The 20,485-nt window shown below is 63.2% G+C and carries 15 protein-coding genes; 10 read left to right on the top strand and 5 right to left on the bottom strand.

All coding sequences use genetic code 11. The annotated features are described in order from the left end of the window. Positions 1–8 precede the first annotated feature (8 nt). Genes ACE3TJ_RS12560 through ACE3TJ_RS12570 form a run of 3 tightly spaced genes read left to right on the top strand, consistent with a single transcriptional unit; the run spans position 9 to position 4,368 of the window. Positions 9–1,286 carry a hypothetical protein gene (locus ACE3TJ_RS12560; RefSeq protein WP_374596619.1) on the top strand — a complete coding sequence of 426 codons (1,278 nt, stop codon included), beginning with the start codon at positions 9–11 and terminating at the stop codon, positions 1,284–1,286. Further along, a complete protein-coding gene (locus tag ACE3TJ_RS12565) occupies positions 1,283–3,394 on the top strand; it encodes an alpha-L-fucosidase (RefSeq protein WP_374596621.1) in 2,112 nt (703 codons plus the stop codon). Before ACE3TJ_RS12560 ends, ACE3TJ_RS12565 begins: the two co-directional genes overlap by 4 nt. Next, positions 3,391–4,368 (top strand): Gfo/Idh/MocA family protein, encoded by a 978-nt coding sequence (locus ACE3TJ_RS12570; protein WP_374596623.1) that lies wholly within the window; start codon positions 3,391–3,393, stop codon positions 4,366–4,368. Before ACE3TJ_RS12565 ends, ACE3TJ_RS12570 begins: the two co-directional genes overlap by 4 nt. On the opposite strand, the gene ACE3TJ_RS12575 is transcribed toward ACE3TJ_RS12570, so the two are convergent. Continuing rightward, on the bottom strand, positions 4,352–5,143 hold the full coding sequence (locus ACE3TJ_RS12575; RefSeq protein ID WP_374596625.1) for a phytanoyl-CoA dioxygenase family protein: 792 nt from the start codon (positions 5,141–5,143) through the stop codon (positions 4,352–4,354). The two genes, ACE3TJ_RS12570 and ACE3TJ_RS12575, sit on opposite strands and share 17 nt — an antisense overlap. Positions 5,144–5,180: 37 nt before the next feature. Further along, positions 5,181–6,320 (bottom strand): FMN-dependent L-lactate dehydrogenase LldD, encoded by a 1,140-nt coding sequence (lldD, locus tag ACE3TJ_RS12580; protein ID WP_374596627.1) that lies wholly within the window; start codon positions 6,318–6,320, stop codon positions 5,181–5,183. 120 nt (positions 6,321–6,440) lie between these two features. On the opposite strand from lldD, the gene ACE3TJ_RS12585 reads away from it, so the two are divergent. Together ACE3TJ_RS12585 and ACE3TJ_RS12590 are read left to right on the top strand one after the other, a co-directional pair. Further along, positions 6,441–8,561 (top strand): bifunctional rhamnulose-1-phosphate aldolase/short-chain dehydrogenase, encoded by a 2,121-nt coding sequence (locus ACE3TJ_RS12585; RefSeq protein WP_374596629.1) that lies wholly within the window; start codon positions 6,441–6,443, stop codon positions 8,559–8,561. A gap of 20 nt (positions 8,562–8,581) precedes the next feature. After that, positions 8,582–9,616: a class II aldolase/adducin family protein gene (locus tag ACE3TJ_RS12590; protein WP_374596631.1), complete on the top strand. Its 1,035-nt coding sequence runs from the start codon at positions 8,582–8,584 to the stop codon at positions 9,614–9,616. Between the two features lie 3 nt (positions 9,617–9,619). Here ACE3TJ_RS12590 and ACE3TJ_RS12595 read toward each other — a convergent pair whose 3' ends face one another. Continuing rightward, positions 9,620–10,909, bottom strand: a complete 1,290-nt coding sequence (locus tag ACE3TJ_RS12595; protein ID WP_374596633.1) for a TIM barrel protein — start codon at positions 10,907–10,909, stop codon at positions 9,620–9,622. Positions 10,910–11,021: 112 nt separating this feature from the next. Here ACE3TJ_RS12595 and ACE3TJ_RS12600 point away from each other — a divergent pair, with 112 nt between their 5' ends. The 3 genes from ACE3TJ_RS12600 to ACE3TJ_RS12610 all read left to right on the top strand — a co-directional run bounded on the left by ACE3TJ_RS12600 (position 11,022) and on the right by ACE3TJ_RS12610 (position 13,235). Beyond that, positions 11,022–12,458, top strand: a complete 1,437-nt coding sequence (locus ACE3TJ_RS12600; RefSeq protein WP_374596635.1) for an FGGY-family carbohydrate kinase — start codon at positions 11,022–11,024, stop codon at positions 12,456–12,458. 82 nt (positions 12,459–12,540) lie between these two features. Further along, on the top strand, positions 12,541–12,786 hold the full coding sequence (locus tag ACE3TJ_RS12605) for an amidohydrolase family protein (RefSeq protein ID WP_374596637.1): 246 nt from the start codon (positions 12,541–12,543) through the stop codon (positions 12,784–12,786). Next, complete coding sequence (locus tag ACE3TJ_RS12610) at positions 12,783–13,235, top strand: amidohydrolase family protein (RefSeq protein WP_374596639.1); 453 nt, start codon at positions 12,783–12,785, stop codon at positions 13,233–13,235. The genes ACE3TJ_RS12605 and ACE3TJ_RS12610 overlap by 4 nt, the downstream gene beginning before the upstream one ends. Here the strand turns inward: ACE3TJ_RS12610 and ACE3TJ_RS12615 are convergent. After that, complete coding sequence (locus tag ACE3TJ_RS12615) at positions 13,232–16,510, bottom strand: amidohydrolase family protein (protein WP_374596641.1); 3,279 nt, start codon at positions 16,508–16,510, stop codon at positions 13,232–13,234. The two genes, ACE3TJ_RS12610 and ACE3TJ_RS12615, sit on opposite strands and share 4 nt — an antisense overlap. An 89-nt stretch (positions 16,511–16,599) precedes the next feature. Next, on the bottom strand, positions 16,600–17,664 hold the full coding sequence (locus tag ACE3TJ_RS12620) for a PepSY-associated TM helix domain-containing protein (protein ID WP_374596643.1): 1,065 nt from the start codon (positions 17,662–17,664) through the stop codon (positions 16,600–16,602). A gap of 183 nt (positions 17,665–17,847) precedes the next feature. On the opposite strand from ACE3TJ_RS12620, the gene ACE3TJ_RS12625 reads away from it, so the two are divergent. Then, positions 17,848–19,251 (top strand): P1 family peptidase, encoded by a 1,404-nt coding sequence (locus ACE3TJ_RS12625; RefSeq protein ID WP_374596645.1) that lies wholly within the window; start codon positions 17,848–17,850, stop codon positions 19,249–19,251. Between the two features lie 14 nt (positions 19,252–19,265). Beyond that, positions 19,266–20,447: an acyl-CoA dehydrogenase family protein gene (locus ACE3TJ_RS12630; RefSeq protein ID WP_374596647.1), complete on the top strand. Its 1,182-nt coding sequence runs from the start codon at positions 19,266–19,268 to the stop codon at positions 20,445–20,447. Positions 20,448–20,485 lie beyond the last annotated feature (38 nt).

Raw genomic sequence — 20,485 nt, forward strand, 5'->3', positions numbered from 1 at the left:
AGGGATCAATGCTGGATCGTGCTGCCGAACCGCGGGATATTCGTGCGCTTCGGACTCTGGAAGGTGATGTCGGCAGCGCGGTTGACGCGGCGCTTGAGCGGGGTGGCGGCCTGTTGCGGCTGGCACCCTGCTGGGTCCCGCGCTCCTTTCTGCATCCCGGACGCCGGCTGAAGCTTGATCCGCGTGATCTTTATGCGTTCGGACTTTCGCGGGGCGGGATAGATGAGCGCTGGTTCGGTTCGACGACTGAAGCGGCGAACGAGGACCGCGTGCACGACGAGGGGCTCAGCTATGTCGTCGATGGCGCGCACCGCTTCACGCTTCGCGATGCCGTCGCCGCGCGCGGGGAAACCCTGATCGGACCAAGCCTGTGGCAGACCTACGGTCGCTGGCCGGTCTATTCCAAGTTCTTCGACAATATGGGGCCGATCCCGCTCCATATGCACCAGGATGCGTATCACGCAGGCTTGGTCGGTCAGGAAGGCAAACCTGAAGGCTATTATTTTCCGCCGCAGCACAACGCGGTCGACAATGCCTTTCCGCACACCTTCTTCGGTCTGGTGCCGGGGACGACGAAGGCCGATGTCCGCGCAGCGCTGGCGCGCTGGGAGGAAGGCGACAACGGTATTCTCGATCTCTCCGCGGCGTACCGTCTCCGGCCCGGAAGCGGTTGGCTCGTCGGGCCGGGCATCCTGCACGCGCCGGGCTCGCTCTGCACGTACGAGCCGCAATGGGGATCGGACGTGTTCGGCATGTACCAGAACCTCTGCGAAGGGCGCGCCGTTCCCAGAGACCTTCTGGTCAAGGATGTCGCGCCCGCGCGCGCCGACGATCTCGACCACCTCGTCGAGCAGCTCGATTGGGAATCGAACGTCGATCCGAACTTCAAGCGCAACCACTATCTCGAGCCCGTGCCCGTCTCCGATACGCGTGCGAAAGGCTATGCGGATCGCTGGGTCGTATATGGGCGCGTCAAGGGCAAGCAGTGGTTCACGGCGCGGGAACTGACCGTCGATCCGGGGTGCCGCTGCACGATCACCGAGCCGGGCGCGACGAGCCTGATCGTTGTGCAGGGTCGCGGCGCGGTGAACAACCTGCCGGTTCGTTCGCCCGCGATGATCGGTTTCCACGAACTCACCGAGGATGAGGTTTTCGTCAGTCACACCGCGGCGCGCGCGGGCGTGACATACGAGAATCTCTCGGCGACCGAACCGCTGGTGATCCTGCGCTATTTCGGGCCGGAAGAAGACCCCGATGCGCCGGATGTCGGCGGCACGCTGCAGTGACAGCACCTTCCGCGAAGCGGTATCGCGACAGTCGTCACCGATTGCTGGTCGACATGCACATCCCGGACTGGGATGCGGGATTTCTGGCAAACTACGATCCGGCAGCCATCGCGCAGGCGGCGCGAAAAATGGGCGCGGATGGCGTCATGCTCTATTTCCAGAGCCATGTCGGGCTCTGCTATTGGCCGACGCGCACGGGGGTTCGTCACGCCGCAGCGCGTGACCGCGATCTCGCCGGAGAGACGCTTGCCGCGCTGCGCGCTGATGGCCTGCCAGTCTGCGCCTACTACAGCGTCAATTTCAACAATCAGGTCTGGACCGACAATCCGGACTGGCGATTGCAACCGGCCGCCGCCGCGACGGTCGGTATTCTGCCGCGCGAACGCTACGGTATCGTTTGCCTGAATGCGGAAGGCTACCGCGCGTTCGTTCAATCGCAGATCGCCGAAATCTGCAGCTACGATGTCGATGCGGTGTTCTTCGACATGATGTGGTGGAATGGCGTTTGCCGTTGTTCATCATGTGTTTCCCGATATGCGCGGGAACAGGATGGTGCCGCCATCCCCTCGATGGTCGATTGGTCGGATCCGGCGTGGACGCGGTTCCAGGCGGCGCGTGAACGCTGGCTTGCGAAATGGACGATTCAGCTCCGCGGCTGGGTAAAAGCGGAAAAGCCGGACGCTGACGTTTATCACAACTTCGCGCTCGCCGTTTCGAACTGGACCCGGGGCATCAGCATTGCGTCCGTCGCCGGGCATGATTTCCTCGGCGGGGATTTCTACGGGGATCGGGCCGAGCAGCTGCTTATTACCCGCCTGATGCTCAATCTGTCGCCAAGCCGGCCGCCGGAGTTCATGACGACGGTTGCGACCAGTCTCATCGAACACACACGCTTGCGGCCGGCTCCCGAGATGCAAACGAAGGCGCTCGCAGCCGCAGCCTCCAACGCCGCATTCCTCGCCATCGCAGCCATCGACCCCGACGGTCGGCTGGATGCTGCCGTCGCTGATCGGATCGGGGCGGGCTTCGCCGCCGCTGCTGCGTTTTCGCGGTCCACGGATGTTCCCGTGGAAGATGTTGGCCTCTACTTCAGTGATTTGTCACGGTTCAATCCCGCAGTAGGGCCGACTCCTTTGGAAGCTGCGCCCGCCGGCAGCCTTCCCGACTATCCGCACTTCGATGCGCTCGCAGGGGCCTGCCGCGCGCTGCAACGCGCACATATCCCGTTCGGCGTCTTGTCAGCCGCCAACATCGGCGAACTGCAGCGCTGGCCGGTGATCGTGCTGCCGAATGCGATCCGCATGAGCGACGCCGAATGTGCAGCCTTCCGCGCCTATGTTGCAGGCGGTGGCCGCCTGTATGCCAGCCGCGACACCTCGCTCTACGACGTGCATGGCGGTCCACGGCAGAATCCTGGTCTCGCCGATGTATTCGGCTGCACGCGCACGGGCGCGTTCGAGGGGCGGCTCGTGTATGTCATCGACACGCGGTCGGAGGGCGCATCGCGCGCCGTCGCACACTGGCGCGGGCCGGACGCGAGGACCGGAGCCACAAGCGTTCGTTCGGAAGATGCGCAAACGCTGGCAGTGATCGGCCTGCCCTACGGATACCCGGCCGGGGGCACGGCGAGCGACATGAACTGGGCGAGCATCCATTCGTCGCCGCCCTGGACAACGACGGAGACACCCGCGATCCTGCGCAAGGCGACCGGTTCGGGCGTCGTGATTTACAGCGCAGCCGATATCGAGGCTGTGCAGGCACCGGATCAGGAAGAATTATTCATCAGCCTCATCCGTAGTCTGATGCCCAGCGCACCGCGCGTTTCGGTCGAAACGCATCCGTCCGTGTGGATGACCGCGTTTTCCGATGGGGGCCATGATCTGCGGATTTCGCTCCTCGCCTATCCGGCGGAATTTCCGGCCCTGCCGGTGCCAGCTGCCCCCGTTCGGGTGACCGTGCCGGAAGGAATGGTCTGTGCGAGTGTAACCCGCGTTCCCGATGGCGCCAGTCTTGCGTGGTACGACGAAGGCGATCAGATCACGTTCGAGGCGGGGCCGCTGGAGCCTTTCCGGCAGTTCGATGTTCGCTTCGCCGTAACGCAGTCATGACTGCGAAGATACGGATCGGCATTCTCGGTGCCGGCCGCATCGCGGTCCCGGCAATCATCGCGCCTTCGCGCGACCACAGCGACATCACAGTGCTCTGCATCGCCGCACGCGATGCAGCGCGCGCGCAGGCCTTTGCGCGCGCCCACGAAATTCCCTTCTGGGCAGCGAGCTACGATGCCATGCTGGCACGGGAGGATATCGACCTCGTCTACATCGGGCTGCCGCCGATGCTGCATCGCGAATGGACCGAGCGCGCACTTCGCGCGGGGAAGGCTGTGCTCTGCGAGAAGCCGTTCGCGCTGAATGCCGGCGAAGCCGAAGCCATGGTCACGGCGGCCAGCCGTACGGGCGTTTCTCTGATCGAGGCGTTTCACTATCGGTATCATCCGCTGTTCCGGACGTTGGAGGTGCTTCTTGCGGATGGTGCGATCGGGCGCGTCGTCTCCGCGCGCGCTTGGCTACGCTATCCGATACCGGACGATGCGGGCGAGCATCGCTGGTCGGCGGCAGCGGGCGGCGGCGCGCTTATGGATCTCGGCTGCTATCCCATCCATGCGTTGCGTTCACTCCTCGGCGACGCGAAGGTCGCGGATGCGCGCATGGCATTTGAGCGCGGTGTGGACAGGGCTGTTGCTGCGCGCCTCAGCTTTGCATCGGGCGCTCGCGCGACCCTGCACGCATCGATGCGTGCGTCCGTCCCATCGAGCGGCATCATCCTGAACGGTACGTCCGGAAGGCTCATGGTTCGGGGCTTCCTGATGCCTCATCGCGGTGCGGAAGCTGTGCTCGAACGCGGTGGGATGCGCACGCGGCTCGAGGTCGATCCGGTCACGACATTCGCCGCGCAGCTTGACCACGTGGTCACTGCTTTGCGCGGCGAAGTGCAGCCGCTTACAGGCGGCGCGGATGCAGTGGCGAACATGGCGATGATCGACGCCATTCGCGCGCAGGCACGGATCAGATCAGCGGGTTGAGTTCGTCGTTGTCGAGCGGATCGCCGACACGAAGTTTCGAGAAATAGCTGTCGGGCAGGACATTCTGCTGGCCATTGAACACGGCGCCGTCCGGCATATATGCGCAGGACATCGCCATCCGCCGTCCCGTCGACATGTTCACGCCTGCACCATGCACGGTCAGCCCGTTGTGGAAGCTGCAATCGCCGGCACGCATCACGGCATGTACGGGCTGGATAGACTTCATCTCCGGATAGATTTCCATGATTGCGCCGAATTCGTCGCGCAGAAACACGTTATCATAGCGCGCGAGCTTGTGGCTGCCCGGGAGGAAGCACAGGCAGCCGTTTTCCAGGGTGGCATCCTCAAGCGCAATCCAGATCGATATCGACTGGCGCGAGTGGAATGACCAATAGGGATTGTCGATATGGAGTGCGGTCGGATTTCCGAACGGCTCCTTTATGAAAGCCTGGTCGTGCCACAGGCGGAACCGATCCACGCCTTCGAGCTTGCAGAGCATTTCACCAAGCGCGGGAGATTGCATATAGCGCTGCACCACGTCGCTCAGACGCCAGAGATTGATCCGCTGGGTGAAGACTCGATCATAATAGGCATCACCCTCGACAAGATCGGCGCCCGCGCCGGCAATCTTCCGCTTGCCGGGCATCGCTGCGATCGCGGCAAGCACATTGCTTCGCAGTTCAGCGACCTGCTCGGCATCGAGAAAGTTCCGCCGGATCATGTATCCGTTGTCGCGGTAAAAGCGGATATCTTCGTCGGTTAGTTGCGTCTGCATTTTTCGTAACCCTCCCACGGTTTTGATTTGCGCGCGTTTACGCGAGTAAGTGAGGACCGATGTCCTCCACTCGGCAGCATCCCGTCAGCGTCATGGCCACGCGCATTTCCTGCGCGATCAGCGAGAGCATGTGCGCAACACCGCTTTCGCCGCGTGCCGCAAGCGCGTAGGCCCAGGCCCGGCCGAGCAGCACACCGCGCGCGCCGAGCGCCATCATGCGGAGCACGTCGGGTCCGGATCGAATTCCGCCATCGGCCAGCACCGTGAGCCGCTCGCCGACAGCCTCGACGATTTGGGGCAGGGCCGCCACCGTCGATAGCGCGCCATCAAGCTGCCGGCCGCCGTGGTTCGATACCACGATGCCGTCGGCACCGGCGTCCGCGGCAGCAATGGCATCTTCCGGATCTAGGATACCCTTGATGATCAGCGGACGCTTCCACTCGGCGCGTATGAAATCGAGGTCGGACCAGCGGATCGCCGGATCGAAATTGCCGCGCATCCAGGCGAAGAAATCTTCCAGCCCCGTGCGCCCGGCAAGCACGGGGGCAATATTGCCGAGGTGATGCGGCCGCCCCATCACGCCGACGTCCCACGCCCAGTCCGGCCGCATCGCTGCCTGCGCGAACCGCCGCAATGCGCCCTGCAGGCCCGCGGCTCCGGCGAGACCCGATCGCACATCGCGGTAGCGGGCGCCGGGCACCGGCATATCGACGGTGAAGATGAGCGCCGGGCAACCCGCCGCGTCTGCGCGGGCAAGGAGGTCGCGCATGAAGCCGCGATCGCGGATCATGTAAAGCTGGAACCAGAAGGGCGCGGGGCTCGCCGCGCGCAGTTCATCGATCGGACAGACCGAAACCGTGGAGAGGCAGAACGGCACGCCGGCCGTTGCCGCCCCGCGCGCCGCCTGAACCTCGCCGCGCCGCGCGTTCATACCTGCAAGGCCGACCGGGCCAAGCATCACCGGCATGGCCATAGTCTCGCCGAACAGGGTCGTGGTGAGATCGAGGCCGGACATGTCGCGCATCACGCGCTGACGCAGCGCCAGCGTTTCCAGATCCGATCGGTTCCGCGCAAGCGTCACCTCGGCGTAGGAGCCGCCGTCAATATATTCGAACAGAAAGTGCGGCAGTCGCCGCCTCGCCATCGCGCGGTAATCGCCGACGGAAGCTGCGATCATTTTCCGTCTCCATACGCTCAGGATGATGATAAAAGATGATCAATATCTATCGAAAAAGATTGAATGTGGCAATGGCATTTGATATGCGGGACGCACATTCGAAGACGTAGAAAGAAGTCGATGAACGACATGAGCGAGCGCCCTGCCTCGGAAAATTTCGCGGCACTGCCGTTTGCTATCCCCGCCGATCGTTGGGATGACGCGGCGGCTTCGGAGATGTCTCCGGAAGATCTTCTGCTTTATCGCTCAAATCTTCTCGGCGCCGATCTCACGATCACCAATTTCGGTGGCGGCAACACGTCTGGAAAGCTTCCCGGTATCGATCCGCTTTCCGGCGCCGGTGTCACCGTGCTGTGGGTGAAGGGATCGGGCGGCGACATCGGCTCGATGAAGCGCGATGGATTTTCGACGCTCTATCTCGATCGGCTGCTCGGGCTCGAGGCGCTTTATCGCGGCATAGAGCACGAAGACGAGATGGTCGGCTATCTCCCGCACTGTACGTTCGCGCTCAATCCGCGGGCGGCGTCGATCGATACGCCGCTCCACGCCTATCTTCCGTTCGCGCACGTCGATCATGTGCACCCCGATGCGGTCATCGCGCTTGCGGCTTCTTCGAACGGCGAAGCCGCCACACGCGAAATCTGGGGCGGCCGCATCGGTTGGCTGTCCTGGAAGCGGCCCGGCTTTGCGCTGGGGTTGCAACTGCGCGATCTGGTTCAGGCGAACCCGGAGCTCGAAGGCGTCGTCCTCGCCGGGCATGGTCTCATCTGCTGGGGCAACGATGCGCGCGCCTGCTATCGGCGCACGGTGGGGCTGATCAGCGACGCGGCTGGCTATCTCAACACATCCATGAAGACCCAGGCCGCGTTCGGCGGCCGTGCAGTGGAACCGCGTGATCCGAACGCGCGCCGCGCCGCGATTGTCGCCCTGATGCCCCGACTTCGCGGCCTTGTCGGCACCGGTAACGCCAAGGTGATGCACGTCTGCGATGATCCCGAAACCATGGAATTCGTCTGTGCACGCGATTTCGCTCCCCTCGCGGCGCTGGGAACCTCCTGTCCGGATCATTTCCTGCGCACGAAAATCGCGCCGCTCGTGCTCGATGCCGTCCGTCTGGAAGACAAGGATTATCTCGCCGGAGCCGTGGAGCAGTATCGCACGGATTATGCCGCATATTATTCGCGCTGCGCTGTGCCGGGTGATCCACCGATGCGCGATGCCAACCCCGTTATCGTGCTGATCCCCGGCATCGGCCGGATCGCGATCGCCGGCGATCGCACGACCGCCCGACTTGCCAGCGAGTTCTACGGCAATGCGATCAATGTGATGCGTGGCGCCGAAGCCATCGGCCGCTATGTCGGTCTTCCCGAACAGGAAGCCTACGGCATCGAATACTGGACGCTTGAGGAAGCGAAGTTGCGCAGAATGCCGCCGCCGCGTCCGCTTGCGGGCAGGATCGGCGTGATCACCGGCGGCGCCGGGGGCATCGGTGCTGCAACGGCGGCGCGGCTTCTGGCAGACGGCGCCTGCGTAATGTTACTCGATCGCGACGCCGAAGCGGTCAAAGCCGTGCACGCCGACCTTCAACAGCGCTACGGCCGGGATCTGGTGCGCTATGCGGCCTGCGACGTTACGGATGAAGCCCAGGTCAAAGGCGCTTTCGATGCCTGCGTCGCGGCCTTCGGCGGTCTTGATATCCTCGTCGCGAACGCCGGAATTGCCTCCTCCGCGGCTGTTGAGGAAACCTCGCTTGAGCTTTGGCAGCGCAATTACGATGTGCTTGCGCGCGGATACTTCCTGTCGGCGCGTGCCGCGTTCGGTCTGATGCGGGAATCGGGTGGCGGATCGATCGTGTTCATCGGTTCGAAGAACGGCATCGCCGCGGCGACCAACGCCTCGGCCTATGCGTCCGCGAAGGCCGCGGCCCTGCACCTCGCGCGCTGTCTCGCGCTGGAAGGCGCGTCGCTTGGCATCCGCGTCAATACAGTCAATCCCGATGCCGTGATCCAGGGCTCCCGGATCTGGGACGGCGAGTGGCGGCAGGAACGTGCGGGCGCGCACGGGATCGATGCCGGAGAGGCGCTGGAGATTCACTATCGCAACCGTTCGCTGCTGAAGCGCGATGTGCTTCCGGCCGACGTTGCGGAGGCGGTTGCGTTTTTCGCGTCTGAAGCCTCTTCCAAGTCGACGGGCAACATGATCAACGTCGATGCTGGGAACGCACAGGCGTTCACACGCTGACGCAAACGTTCGGGAGGCCCATGGTCCGCAGCGATCTCTGGCGGGAACTGTGCGCGGTCTCCGCGCGTCTCGGCGCGGACCGTGCTATCGTGCAGGGTGCGGGCGGCAATGTCTCGCTGAAGGAAGACGGCACGCTCTGGGTAAAGGCGTCGGGCTGCTGGCTGGCCGATGCCGAAGCCAAAGATATCATGGTGCCGCTGTCGCTCGAAGCCGCGCGCCATCGGCTGGCAGCGGGGCAGGCGCTGGACGCCGCGCGATTGGAAGACCCTGCAACGCAGCATCTCAAGCCCTCGATCGAAACAGCGCTCCATGCCGTTTTGCCCCACCGCGGGGTGCTCCATGTTCATTCGCTGAATGCGACGACGCTTTCCATTCTCCCCGATGGCGCCGAGCGGTTGAAGGCCTGTGAAGGCCGGTGGAGTGGCGCATTCATACCCTATGTGCGGCCGGGACCTGAACTCGCGGCCGAGATTGCACGCGCGGTTGCATCCGAGAATGGCCGCCCGAATGTCTTCGTTCTGCAGAACCATGGACTCGTGGTCGCCGCAGAGTCTCCCGCAGCAGCGGCCGACCTCTTGTACGCGGTCGAACGGGATCTTGCGTTTTCGTTGAACGATCTTCCGGAAGCGCCCATCGAGGCGCCATCACCCGATCCCACCTATTGTTGGAATGATGCTCTAAGCCGATTGGCAATGAATCCGCGCCTTTCGGCCGTGGCGTGTGGCGGTGCGCTTGCGCCTGATCAGGTGGTCTTCCTTGGTGGGCCTGCGGCACATCTGCCCGCGAACAGCACGGTTCAGACCGCGCTATCGGAATACCGCAGCCTTTATGGAGGCGCGCCGGCAGTTCTGCTGTCGCCGGGCCGCGGCGGCTACGTGCGGAACGATCTGCGCGCGGGTGCGGAGGATATCCTCGCGTGGGTCATCGACGTGCTGCTCAGGCTTCCGCCCGAAGCCTCGGTCGTCTTCCTTCCTGATGCGGAAGCGCGGGCGCTTGCGGGGTGGGACGCGGAAAAATACCGCCTCGCACAAAGCAGCGCCCGCGCCGCGCAATAGCGCTCAGACGATCCCCGCGCCGAGCCCGACCGGTTTGCGTTCCTGCGCTTTGCGCGCGCGCCATCCGCTATCGCGGTAGAATTCGAGCACGTCGATCGCGCCGCCGGCCTCCATGCGGGCCATGGCGACGATGGCCGAAACGTCGACACGGTACGCCCGGCGGAGCGCCTGGAACGCCATCATTGGATCGTCGCGATCCTGCGCATCGTGGAGCGCATCGCGGTCGATCAGTGCGGCCTTGGCGAACGCGCTAACGATCGACTCGGTCGACGACAGGAGGCTTTCGATCGGATCGGTTACGTTGTGCGACTGGTCGATCATGTAGGCCGGTGTCGGCCCCGGCACACGCGCTTCTGCTTCCGCGAGTTCGTTGAAAACAAGGAAGAGCTGGTGCGGGTTGATCGATCCTGAATCGAGGTCGTCGTCGCCGTATTTGCTGTCGTTGAAATGGAAGCCGCCGAGGCGCCCGACCCGGTGCAGGCGGGCGACGATCTGCTCGATGTTCACGTTCGGCGCGTGATGTCCGAGATCGACGAGGCACTTCGCCTTGGGGCCGAGTTCTTGCGCCGCCATCAATGAGGAACCCCAATCCGAAATGATCGTCGAATAGAAGGCCGGCTCGAACATCTTGTGTTCGAGGAGAAGCTGCCAGTCGTCGGGGAGGTTGGCGTAGATTTCGGACGCGGCCGCAATGTACCGGTCGAGCGCGCGGGTGAAATCCTGCTGACCCGGGAAGTTAGAGCCGTCCCCAATCCAGACCGTGAGCGCCTTCGATCCCAGCGTCTTGCCGATCTCGATGCAATCGATGTTGTGGCGGATCGCCTGCGCGCGCACGGCGGCGTCCGCTGCGCCGAGGCTGCCGCTGCGGTAGCTGTGCTCGGCGCCAGGCTGATCCTGGAAGGTATTCGAATTCACCGCATCGAAGCCAAGCCCGTAGGCTTCGGCCTCTTCGCGAAGCGCTGCATAGTCGGATGCGCCGTCCCAAGGGAAATGCAGCGACACGCGCGGCGCGGCGCGGCTCAATTGCTGCACCACGGCGCAGTCCGCGAGCTTTTCGTGAATGTTGGTCGGCTCGCCCGGGATCGGGAACTTGGCAAAGCGCGTCCCGCCGCGTCCCGTCGCCCAGGTGGGCAGGGCGAGCGAGAAGCCGGATACCTTCGCCTTCACACCGTCGATGTCGATGCCACGTCTACCCAGCGCACGGCCGAGCGACTCGTATTCGTCCGTCAGGGCCGCGAGATGCAGCGCGTTGTGGTCCGCAATCTGCTCGGGCAAGAAAGGCTTGTCTGCCAAGGGTTCCTCCAGGATTTGACGCATTTTGCTTGTTTTAGATTTAATTTGATTGTTTATAGTGATGATCAACGGTTGTCCAGACGCGCCGTGGAAAAGAGATATGGGGAGGATTATGGCTGGTCTGGTCGTTGTCATCGACATCGGAAAAACCCACAGCAAGGCATCACTGTGGACTCGGGACGGCCAGGAACTGGCGCGGACCAGTCATTCCAACCGGCAGGTCGAAGCCAACGGATATCCTTGTCTTGATATCGACGGTATCGAGGCGTGGCTACGCGCCAGCCTGTCCGATTTCGCGCGCAAGGGAACCGTCGCTGCGATCATTCCGATTGCGCATGGCGCCGCCTGCGCGGTTGTACGGGGCCGGGAGCTTGTCGCCGCTCCCATGGATTATGAAGCCGAGCTGCCCGCCGACATTTTGGAAGCCTATCGCGCCCACCGGGACGCTTTCAGCGAAACCGGTTCTCCGGCAATGGATCACGGCCTCAACCTTGGCGTGCAGCTTCATGCGCTGGAAGCCCGTATTCCGGATCTTTTCACGGGTGACGCGGTGATCGTTCCCTGGCCGCAGTATTGGGCATGGCGGTTCACGGGTGTCGCCGTGTCGGAAGTCACGAGCCTCGGCGCGCATACCGATCTGTGGTCGCCGCTCGGCAAGGCGCCTTCGCCCATGGCCGTGAAGCGTGGATGGGCGCAGCGCCTTGCGCCTCTTTACCGTGCCGGAGATGTGGTCGGAACGCTGCTTCCCGAATGGAGCGCGGCCACGGGGCTGCCCGCGGAAACACAGGTCCATGCCGGGCTCCACGATTCCAATGCCGCGTTGCTGGCCGCGCGGATGCATCCGGAAATTCGCGACCGCGACGCAGCCATCGTTTCCACGGGCACATGGTTCGTCACGATGCGGTCGAGCAAGGAAACGCAGCCGGCGTTTGAAACACTGGGTCCAGGCGGTGTCGTGAACGTCGACGTCAACGGCTCGCCAGTTCCGACGTTGATCTTCATGGGTGGCCGAGAGGTCGAAATCCTGAGCGGCGATGGGATCAGGATCGACGATCCGCAATATGAAGGTGCGATAATGGCGGCGTTGCGCGACTGCGTGTCCAGGGGCGCAATGATCCTGCCGACATTCGTACCAGGCACAGGCCCCTTCCCGAAGGCTTCTGGCGAGTGGCTCAATCGGCCGCGGAATCCAGTGGAAAAAGCGGCCACCGTCGCACTTTATGCGGCGCTGTTGACAGACTTGGCGCTTACCAGGGTCGGCGCCCGTGGCACGATCATGATCGACGGTCGTTTCGCCCGCTCAAAAGCCTTCGTGTCGGTCCTGGCACGCCTGCAGACTGGTCATCCTCTCTACGTGGCCAATCAGGAAGCTGACCTAGCAATCGGAGCCCTGAGCCTGCTTTCGTCAACGTTATCCCTTCAGGGCTCGCTCGAACTCGTGGATTCTTGCACACTGGATCTTTCAGCCTATCGAAGTCGGTGGCTGGAAGCATTGGGAGTGCCAAGGGAAGGCGCACCAATATGTGACAGAACCAGTCACGGTAGCTGAACGATGCACGCACCCCCTGATGCGGAAATTTCTGCCTACAGGTGCCGATCCGATGCGGCTCAACACCCCGGATCAGCTAATCATGCAACCGGACCAATCATCACCGGCAGTCCACGATCCGGCGGGCGGGGTTATCGAGCGTGATGCGGCGGGGAATCCGACCGGCTTTCTCAAGGACCCGCCTGCCATCGCGCTTGTTCTCGGCGCTATTCCCAAACCCTCCGCCGAGGAATGGCTCGGCTTGCTTGCGCAGGCGCAGGCGATGCATTCGCGCCACGGCATCACCACGATCTTCGAACCGAAGGCCGGTGAGGAAGAGCTTGCGTGATCGCCAACATGCAGCTGCTGTGGGCCGTGGCCGACGATTACACGGTAAAGGCCGTGAAGCCCTTCGTCTCCGCGGAGACCTTCCGGTACATTTACCCTGCGCGCAGTCTCGTCGATGCCGGTGCCATGCTGGTCGGCAGCAGCGACTGGCCGGTATCCACGGACGATCCGTTGGCCGCGATGCGCCACGCGATGACGCGACGTGTGGCAGCCGATGCGCCCTCTCTTGAACCCGCTGAGCGCATCGATCTTCCGGTTATTCTGGCGGCCTACACGAGAAACGCGGCCTTCGCACTTGGTGCGGAACGCGAGATCGGAACGTTGGAGCCGGAGAAGGTTGCAGACATTGCCGTTTTGAATCGGGCATTGATCCTGCCTCACGATGACCTGGAACGACTGGCTGTTGAGAGGACGCTCTCTCACGGGAAGCTCACCTACATCCGCGACTAGCGCTCACGGCCCACTTCTCCCCATGCAGGATTCCATGCGATCCCGTTCTGGTTGGTCATTTCCCAGAAGAACTTGCTGCGTTCGCGGGGATGATTGCCGATCTCGTTCATCGTTTCGGAATCGTAGAGCCGACCATTAACCATGGTGTAACGCACACTGTTCGTATTTTTGATGTCCGCGAGCGGATCGCGGTCGAGCACGATGAGATCGGCGAGCTTTCCAGGCTCGATCGATCCGAGCTGATGATCGAGGCCATAGGTCCGCGCACCGTTTATGGTCGCCGCGCGGAGAATGCGCATCGGTGCCATGCCGCCTTCGGAAAGGAGTTGCATCTCCCAGTGGATAGCGATGCCCGACGACTGGCCGTGAGAGCCGACATTGACGGTTACGCCGGCATCGTCGAGCCGCTTGATCGAGCGGCTGACCGAACGGAAGCCGACGTCGTAGAGTTCGTCGGCCTGATGGATCGATTGCATGGCGCGCACGTGGAGCGGTGCATCGGAAGGGCCCGAGACCGGATTGTAGGCATTGTTGACACCTGGAATGAAGGTGCGGACCTTGGATTCCTTCCACGGTTCCTGATGCTGGTAGATGTAGTTCTCGCCAAAAAGCTCGCCGAAGGTGACGATCAGGGTCGGCGTCGTCGACAGTTGTGAATTCCGGAAGAGCTGCAGGAGATCATCATAATAGGTGGCGACCGGCAGGTTATGCTCGAGGTTGGTGTAGCCATCGAGAATCATGCTGACATTGTCGTAGAAATGACCGGCGCCTTCGGCGTCGACCATCTGGCCGCCTTCGGCCGCAGCCTGAAGAAGCCACTGCTTCTGCGCGCGCGTCGTCAGCTTGTAGCTCTTGAAGATCGCGCCATCGGTGATCGCCGCCTTGCGCCTTGAAATGGCGCGGGTGTCCTCCAGGCTTTCGATGCGATTGAAGACACGATCGGGTTTTCCGGCGCGGCCATAGATGACGTTACCGGTGGTGATCCAGCGCGGCCCGACCATCTTGCCGGCGATTGTCATTTCGCCGGTTTCGTAGCTCGGAAGCTCGTTCGCGTAGGGGTCGAAATTGGTGGTGACGCCGTAGGCGAGCGCCGCATAGCGTGTGGGATGCTTCTGGGGCATCACACTCGTCCCGTAACAGCAATCGATATGGCCGTGCGCGTCGAACAGGCCCGGCATCAATGTACGGCCGCCAAGATCGATGATCTTCGCCTTCGCCGGAATCCTCACGCTGTCATTCACGCCCACGGCCGCGATGCGATTGCCTTCAACGACGACCGTGCCGCGCGGGATGATCGCATCGTTCCCGGTCATCGTAAGGATTCGAGCGTTCGTGAAGGCGATGCTTCCTTGAGGAACATCGGCGGTGGCGGCGAGAGCGATCTTTCGTGCGGGCGTATCGACGATGCCGGTATCGCCGGGAGCCGCGCTGAAAAGATTCGGCCCGAGCATCCAGTGGAGGCGCGATGAATCCGCGCTCCACGCCATTTCGAAGCCTCCCGAGCGTGTCAGCGTTCGTGCGGATGGATTGGCCTTGGCCGTGATGTTCGCCGGCGTCTTGGCACCGGGTGCGAACGGTATCAGGTGAAGCTCCTGCTCCTCCTTGAAGGCGATCCATTTTAGGTCGGGGCTCAGCGTGAAATCGCCCGCATCGGCGGTTTCGGCATAGGCATGGTCGCGGGCCTCTCCGCCCGTGAGGGCAATGCTGCGCAGGATGACTGCGCGCTTCGCGCTGTAATCGGGCGTGCCAATAAAATAGATGCGCGCGTCATCAGGCGAGAAGCGTACGAGCCCGGCCGCCTTCGAGAGGAAGCGTGGATTGCGGCCGTTTGTGTCGGTCACGTAGAGGCCGCTCGGATCGCTCGCACCGCCCATGGCGCTGTCGGGTTCAAGAATGCGATAAGCGATGCGCTTGCCGTCGTTCGAGAATTTCGGTTCGCCGATGATGCCGCGGCTTCGGGCGACGATGCTCTCGTTGCCGCTGCGGACATTGCGCAGGCGAAGTGTGCTGCCGGTTTCATCGTCCCAATCGACATAGGTGATTGATCGGCCGTCCGGAGACCAGGCCGGATCGGCTTCGGCGCCCTTGCCGTTCGTGAGGCGGCGTGGCGGCGCAGCACCTGCCATATCCTGCTGCCAGAGCGAGCCGAGGGCGCGGAACACGATCGTTTTGCCATCGGGAGCAGGCGCAATCTGGCGGATGATCTTCGCATCCACACGTGCGGGTGCGAGATCGAGCTTTGTGCGGAGCGCGTCGTGAATGCGGTGTTGCGCAGTCGCGCGGAATGGAATCTCCGTCGCTGCGCCGTTCCGCATGTTCACCTTGTAGAGCTTGCCTTTGCCCCAGATGGCGACGTGCAGATTGTCAGGGAACCAGTCGAACGCCGGATAATAATGTTCCTGCGCGAGATAGTCGGCCTGCAAATCGCGGTCGAGATCCTGATAAATGGCGGTCTGAATGCGTGTCTCGATATCGTAGCGGAACAGCACTGTCTTCGCGCCGACGCGGCGCACGAACGCGATCAGCTTGCCATCGGGCGAAACCTGCGGGCTGGTGGCGCTGCCAAACCCCGAGATGAGATCGCTGCTTTCCCCCGTGGTGAGGTCGCGGCGACGAATGACGAAATTCGCTAGACCCGGATTGTGATAGACATAGTGCGTGCCGCCTACGCGCTCCGTGTAATATAGCGCGCGGCCATCGGGCGCGTAGCGGGGTTCCTGTATATCCTTGCCGCTGCTCGGCGGTTCGATGATCTGCGCATCCCCGCCCGCCAGATCGAAACGTCGGATTTCGGAGCTTCGCATCTCGAACACGGAAGCGCTGGTTTTCGTTGCGGCAATCGACTTGCCGTCAGGTGACCAGGAGGGTGCCGTGATCATTGCCAGCGTTTCGTGGCTGATCTGGCGGGGATTGCTGCCGTCGGGATCCGCAACCCAGATGTTGTCCGCGCCGCTTTCATCGCTAAGATAAAGGATGCTGCGTCCGTCCGGGCTGAACTGCGGGCTGCGCTGTGTCGCGGGGCCGGACAGAACGGGTTTCGCCTCTCCGCCTGCAGCGGGCACGGCGTAGATGTCGTTCAGCAGATCGAACAGGATGGTTTTGCCGTCCGGGCTGATATCAACGCTCATCCACGTCCCTTCGCTGAGCGTCAGCGTGACGTCTTTGGCGGGCGAGGTGAGAATCTCCGGAGGTTGCTGCGCTTTTGCCGGCAACGCTGCGAAGCTGGTCGCCGCGGCTGCGATAAGCGCGCTGTGAAGTGCCGGCCTGAATGTCATCCCCGTCTCCCCTTATTCCCTTTGCCGCACTCTAGAAGTGCACACTTTCGTCCGGTGCTGCCAATGGTGTGTGCGCCGGTGACCAGGTATCACCGCGTACGTCGGCGCCTTTTCCACAGGACGAAGCCGAGCAAAGTCATGGTCAGCAGCCATGCGCCTGTCGCGACAACGGCGATCCGCCCCGGCAATCCGGCGATTTCGCCCGTGTGAAACGGGAACAGGCCATCGAGGAACGCCCTGCTGGGCGCGGTATCCGAAGCCGGCAGGTTCGCCAACACCTGCCCGCTGTTGCCACTCACGAATACGGCGGTTCGGCCGTAGGCGCGCCGTGCTTCGCCGTCGGTACGCAGCCTGACGCGCCAAACCGCCGAGTCGGCGGTCGGGAAACTGACATCGGCGAGGCGAGCATCGGGATGGAGCGCCATGGCGGCCTCGACCACTTTGCCGAAGCCCGGCGGTGATGCGGCTGTCCATGGCTCGGCAGGTGTGGCGATCGACGTGGGCGCGAGCCATTGCACTGCACTGTCCTGAAATACCAGAAGCACGCCTGCCAACGAAAGGGCGAAGGCAGGTAGCGCACCCCAGAAGCCGATGGCGCGGTGCCAGCCGTAGACTCCTGGAATGCCGCGCGCGGTCTTGGGTGGGGGCTTCAGGGCCCGCAGCCGCTGTCGCCCGGGCCATGCCAGGAAAAGCGCGATCCCGATATTGCCGGCGAGCAGAAGGCCGCTGAGACCGACAATCCAGCTTCCCGTTTCCCCGGCCAAGAGATCGTGGTGAAAGCCGACGATCGTATCGAACATTCCGCTTTCTGCGGGTGTCAGTGTTCGCAGGACATTGCCTGCACCGTCGATGCGGATCGTGCGTTCCGCTTCTCCATCCGGAGTCTCTACATAGACATCGTAGCGATCGCTTGCGCCGCCGCTCGTCCACACCGATTCGATGACGAGGCCGGAACCGGGCGGTGCGAGTTCGCGGAGCCGTGCCTCGATCGCTGCCGGGTCGGTTGGGCGGTGCGGAGCGCGGATCAGGGCGTCCTCGAGTTCCCAATGGAACACGATCAGGACGCCGGAGGCCGCTTGCAGCACCCAGAACAGCATCGCTGAAAGGCTGAGCCAGCGATGAAGCCCGAGAAGGCCGGACCGTGCGATGCCCAAAATGGTTGCTCCTTCCGAAAAGCCCCGACACCGCGCGATAGGGGCATCCGGGCGTGCACCTGTGAAGCTGACAGCCGTGTCCGCAGTGGTGCACTCCGCGCAACGCCGGCCTTTGCATTTGCATCTCGTTTTCGTAGCCGCGATCGTAATTCTGATGATCAAGGTACCGGGATGGAGATTCACATGAAGCGAGCACGGGCATACGGGATGCTGGGCGCGGCAATGGCCGCTGCGGCCGCTATGCTGCCGCTCTCGCCGCTTTTCGCCCAGTCCGCGGAACAGGACGCTTTGAAGCTTACGCTCAACGACGGCTACGATACGCCCGACGCGCTGCGCTTCGACTGGCCAGCCTTCAAGATCGGAACCGGCCAGTATGAGGCCGGCCCGACGGGGCTTACCGTGTTCCGCTTCAATCGAAAGATGCTGGCGGCGGTCGATATCCGTGGCGGTGGGCCGGGCACGGTGAATACGGAATATCTGGGGATCGGCTATCCGTTCCCCGAACTGGACTCTGTCGTACTCTCCGGCGGCTCCTGGTACGGCCTCGAAGCCGTGACGGCCGTGAATACGGCGCTGAAGGACGAAGGCTATCGCGGCGGCAACTGGGACAATGTCGGCCTTACGGTGGGATCGATCATCTACGATTTCGGCGGGCGCCGTCTCAACGAGATTTACCCGGACAAGCGCCTCGCGCAGGCGGCGCTGAAGGCGGCGGTGCCGGGCGTGTTCCCGCGCGGCGCCTATGGGGCCGGGCGCTCGGCGGTCAGCGGCAGCATTTTCGGATGCAATGCCCATTCGGGGCAGGGCGGTGCCTTCCGGCAGGTCGGCGATCTGAAAATCGCGGCCTTCACGGTCGTGAACGCGCTCGGCGTCGTGACGGATCGCGAGGGGCGCACGGCAGCGTGCTATCCGGACAAAACCTGGCCGGCAGGGTTCAAAACCCACGACATTCTGGCCGGAACGCCCGATAGTGGAAAGCCGGGTTGGACGGGTGTTGCGCCCTCCGCCGAGAAAAAGAACACGACGATCAGCCTGATCGTTGTGAACCAGAAGATGGAGCCGTGGGAACTGAAACGGCTTGCGATCCAGGTGCATACGTCGATGGCGCGCGGGATCCAGCCCTTCCAGACGGAATTCGACGGTGACGTGCTCTATGCGGTCTCTACCGCCGAATACACGCCAGCTGACGACAAGCGCATCAGTCTGCTCGATATCGGCACGATCACGTCGGAGGTGATGTGGGACGCGATCCTGAGCGCTGTGCCCCGGCAGCCGCAGGCAGCGCTGGAGGCGCCGCCGCGCCGCGGAGTAGAAGCTGCCGCGCTCCACAAGCTTTCGGGCCGATACCGGTTCAGTGCACTCGCCGAGCTTGATCTCAAGGTGGAAGACGGGCGCCTGCTCGGGCAGGCTGTCGGAGAACGCAAGATTTTCGGCATTCCGAAGGAGAATGCTGTGGAACTCGTTCCCGCTGAAACCGGCGATTACGTGGTGCAGGGCCGATATCCGACCGTGCTCCGCTTCGACGGGCGCGGCGGAGTGACCATTAATCCCGGGCGCTGGCAGCAGCACGGCCGGAAAAACCGCTAAAAACTCAAGGAGACATGACCGGTATGACTGACCAGTTTGACTGGACGGACCCGCTCGCGCTCGATTCGGAGCTGACGGGCGAAGAGCGCCTGATCCGCGATACCGCCCGGAGCTATGCCGAGGCCGAACTTCTGCCGCGCATCGTCGATGCCAATCGTGACGGCGTGTTCGACCGCGCGATCCTGCGCGAGATGGGCGCGCTCGGCCTGCTCGGCGCCACGATCCCGGAGGCGGACGGCGGCGTGGGGGCCAGTCATGTCGCCTATGGGCTGATCGCGCGCGAGGTGGAGGCCGTGGATTCCGGCTACCGCTCGGCGATGAGCGTGCAGTCGAGCCTCGTCATCCATCCCATTCACGCTTACGGCTCGGACGCGCAGCGTGCGCGCTGGCTCCCGGGGCTGATCTCGGGCGAACTGGTGGGTTGTTTCGGCCTCACCGAGCCGGGGTCCGGGTCTGATCCAGGAAGCCTTGCGACGCGTGCAGACCGTGTTCCAGGCGGATATCGGCTCACGGGCACCAAGATGTGGATCACGAATGCACCGATCGCCGATGTGATGGTGGTCTGGGCGAAGCTGGACGGCGTGATCCGCGGCTTCGTGCTTGAACGCGGCGCGGCGGGGCTGTCGACGCCCGAGATCAAGGACAAGCTGGCGCTGCGCGCCTCCATCACCGGCGAGATCGTGATGGACGGCGTCTTCGTGCCCGATGAAAACCTGCTTCCGAACGTGCAAGGTCTGAAGGGTCCGTTCGGATGCCTTAACAAAGCCCGTTACGGCATCGGCTGGGGCGCGCTCGGTGCTGCTGCGGCGTGCTGGCAAGCGGCGCGGACTTACGCGCTTGAACGCCACCAGTTCGGCCGTCCGCTCGCGGCGAACCAGCTCGTGCAGCGCAAGCTTGTGGAAATGCAGGTGGAAATCGCAATCGGGCTTCAGGCCTGTCTCAAGGTCGGGCGGATGCTGGATGCGGGCGCGTGCCCGCCCGAAACGATTTCGATCATCAAGCGCAACAGCTGCGGCAAGGCGCTCGATATCGCCCGCGCCGCACGCGACGTGCATGGCGGCAACGGCATTTCCGGCGCGTTCCACGTCATGCGCCATATGTGCAACCTTGAGGCGGTCAATACGTATGAAGGGACGCACGACGTTCACACGTTGATCCTGGGACGCGCGCAGACCGGCATCGCGGCTTTCGCCTGATGTGTGCGTTGGGCCCGGTGGTGACCTGATTGCACCGC

Origin of the sequence: Sphingosinicella sp. (assembly GCF_041916975.1) — a bacterium.
Classification (GTDB): Bacteria; Pseudomonadota; Alphaproteobacteria; order Sphingomonadales; family Sphingomonadaceae; genus Sphingosinicella.

Coding starts and splice junctions, on each gene's coding strand:
- ACE3TJ_RS12570 (WP_374596623.1), top strand. CDS start 3,391: ATGACTGCGAAGATACGGATCGGCATTCTCGGTGCCGGCCGCATCGCG.
- ACE3TJ_RS12585 (WP_374596629.1), top strand. CDS start 6,441: ATGAACGACATGAGCGAGCGCCCTGCCTCGGAAAATTTCGCGGCACTG.
- ACE3TJ_RS12630 (WP_374596647.1), top strand. CDS start 19,266: ATGACCGGTATGACTGACCAGTTTGACTGGACGGACCCGCTCGCGCTC.
- ACE3TJ_RS12560 (WP_374596619.1), top strand. CDS start 9: ATGCTGGATCGTGCTGCCGAACCGCGGGATATTCGTGCGCTTCGGACT.
- ACE3TJ_RS12615 (WP_374596641.1), bottom strand. CDS start 16,510: ATGACATTCAGGCCGGCACTTCACAGCGCGCTTATCGCAGCCGCGGCG.
- ACE3TJ_RS12590 (WP_374596631.1), top strand. CDS start 8,582: ATGGTCCGCAGCGATCTCTGGCGGGAACTGTGCGCGGTCTCCGCGCGT.
- ACE3TJ_RS12600 (WP_374596635.1), top strand. CDS start 11,022: ATGGCTGGTCTGGTCGTTGTCATCGACATCGGAAAAACCCACAGCAAG.
- ACE3TJ_RS12575 (WP_374596625.1), bottom strand. CDS start 5,143: ATGCAGACGCAACTAACCGACGAAGATATCCGCTTTTACCGCGACAAC.
- ACE3TJ_RS12605 (WP_374596637.1), top strand. CDS start 12,541: ATGCAACCGGACCAATCATCACCGGCAGTCCACGATCCGGCGGGCGGG.
- ACE3TJ_RS12625 (WP_374596645.1), top strand. CDS start 17,848: ATGAAGCGAGCACGGGCATACGGGATGCTGGGCGCGGCAATGGCCGCT.
- lldD (WP_374596627.1), bottom strand. CDS start 6,320: ATGATCGCAGCTTCCGTCGGCGATTACCGCGCGATGGCGAGGCGGCGA.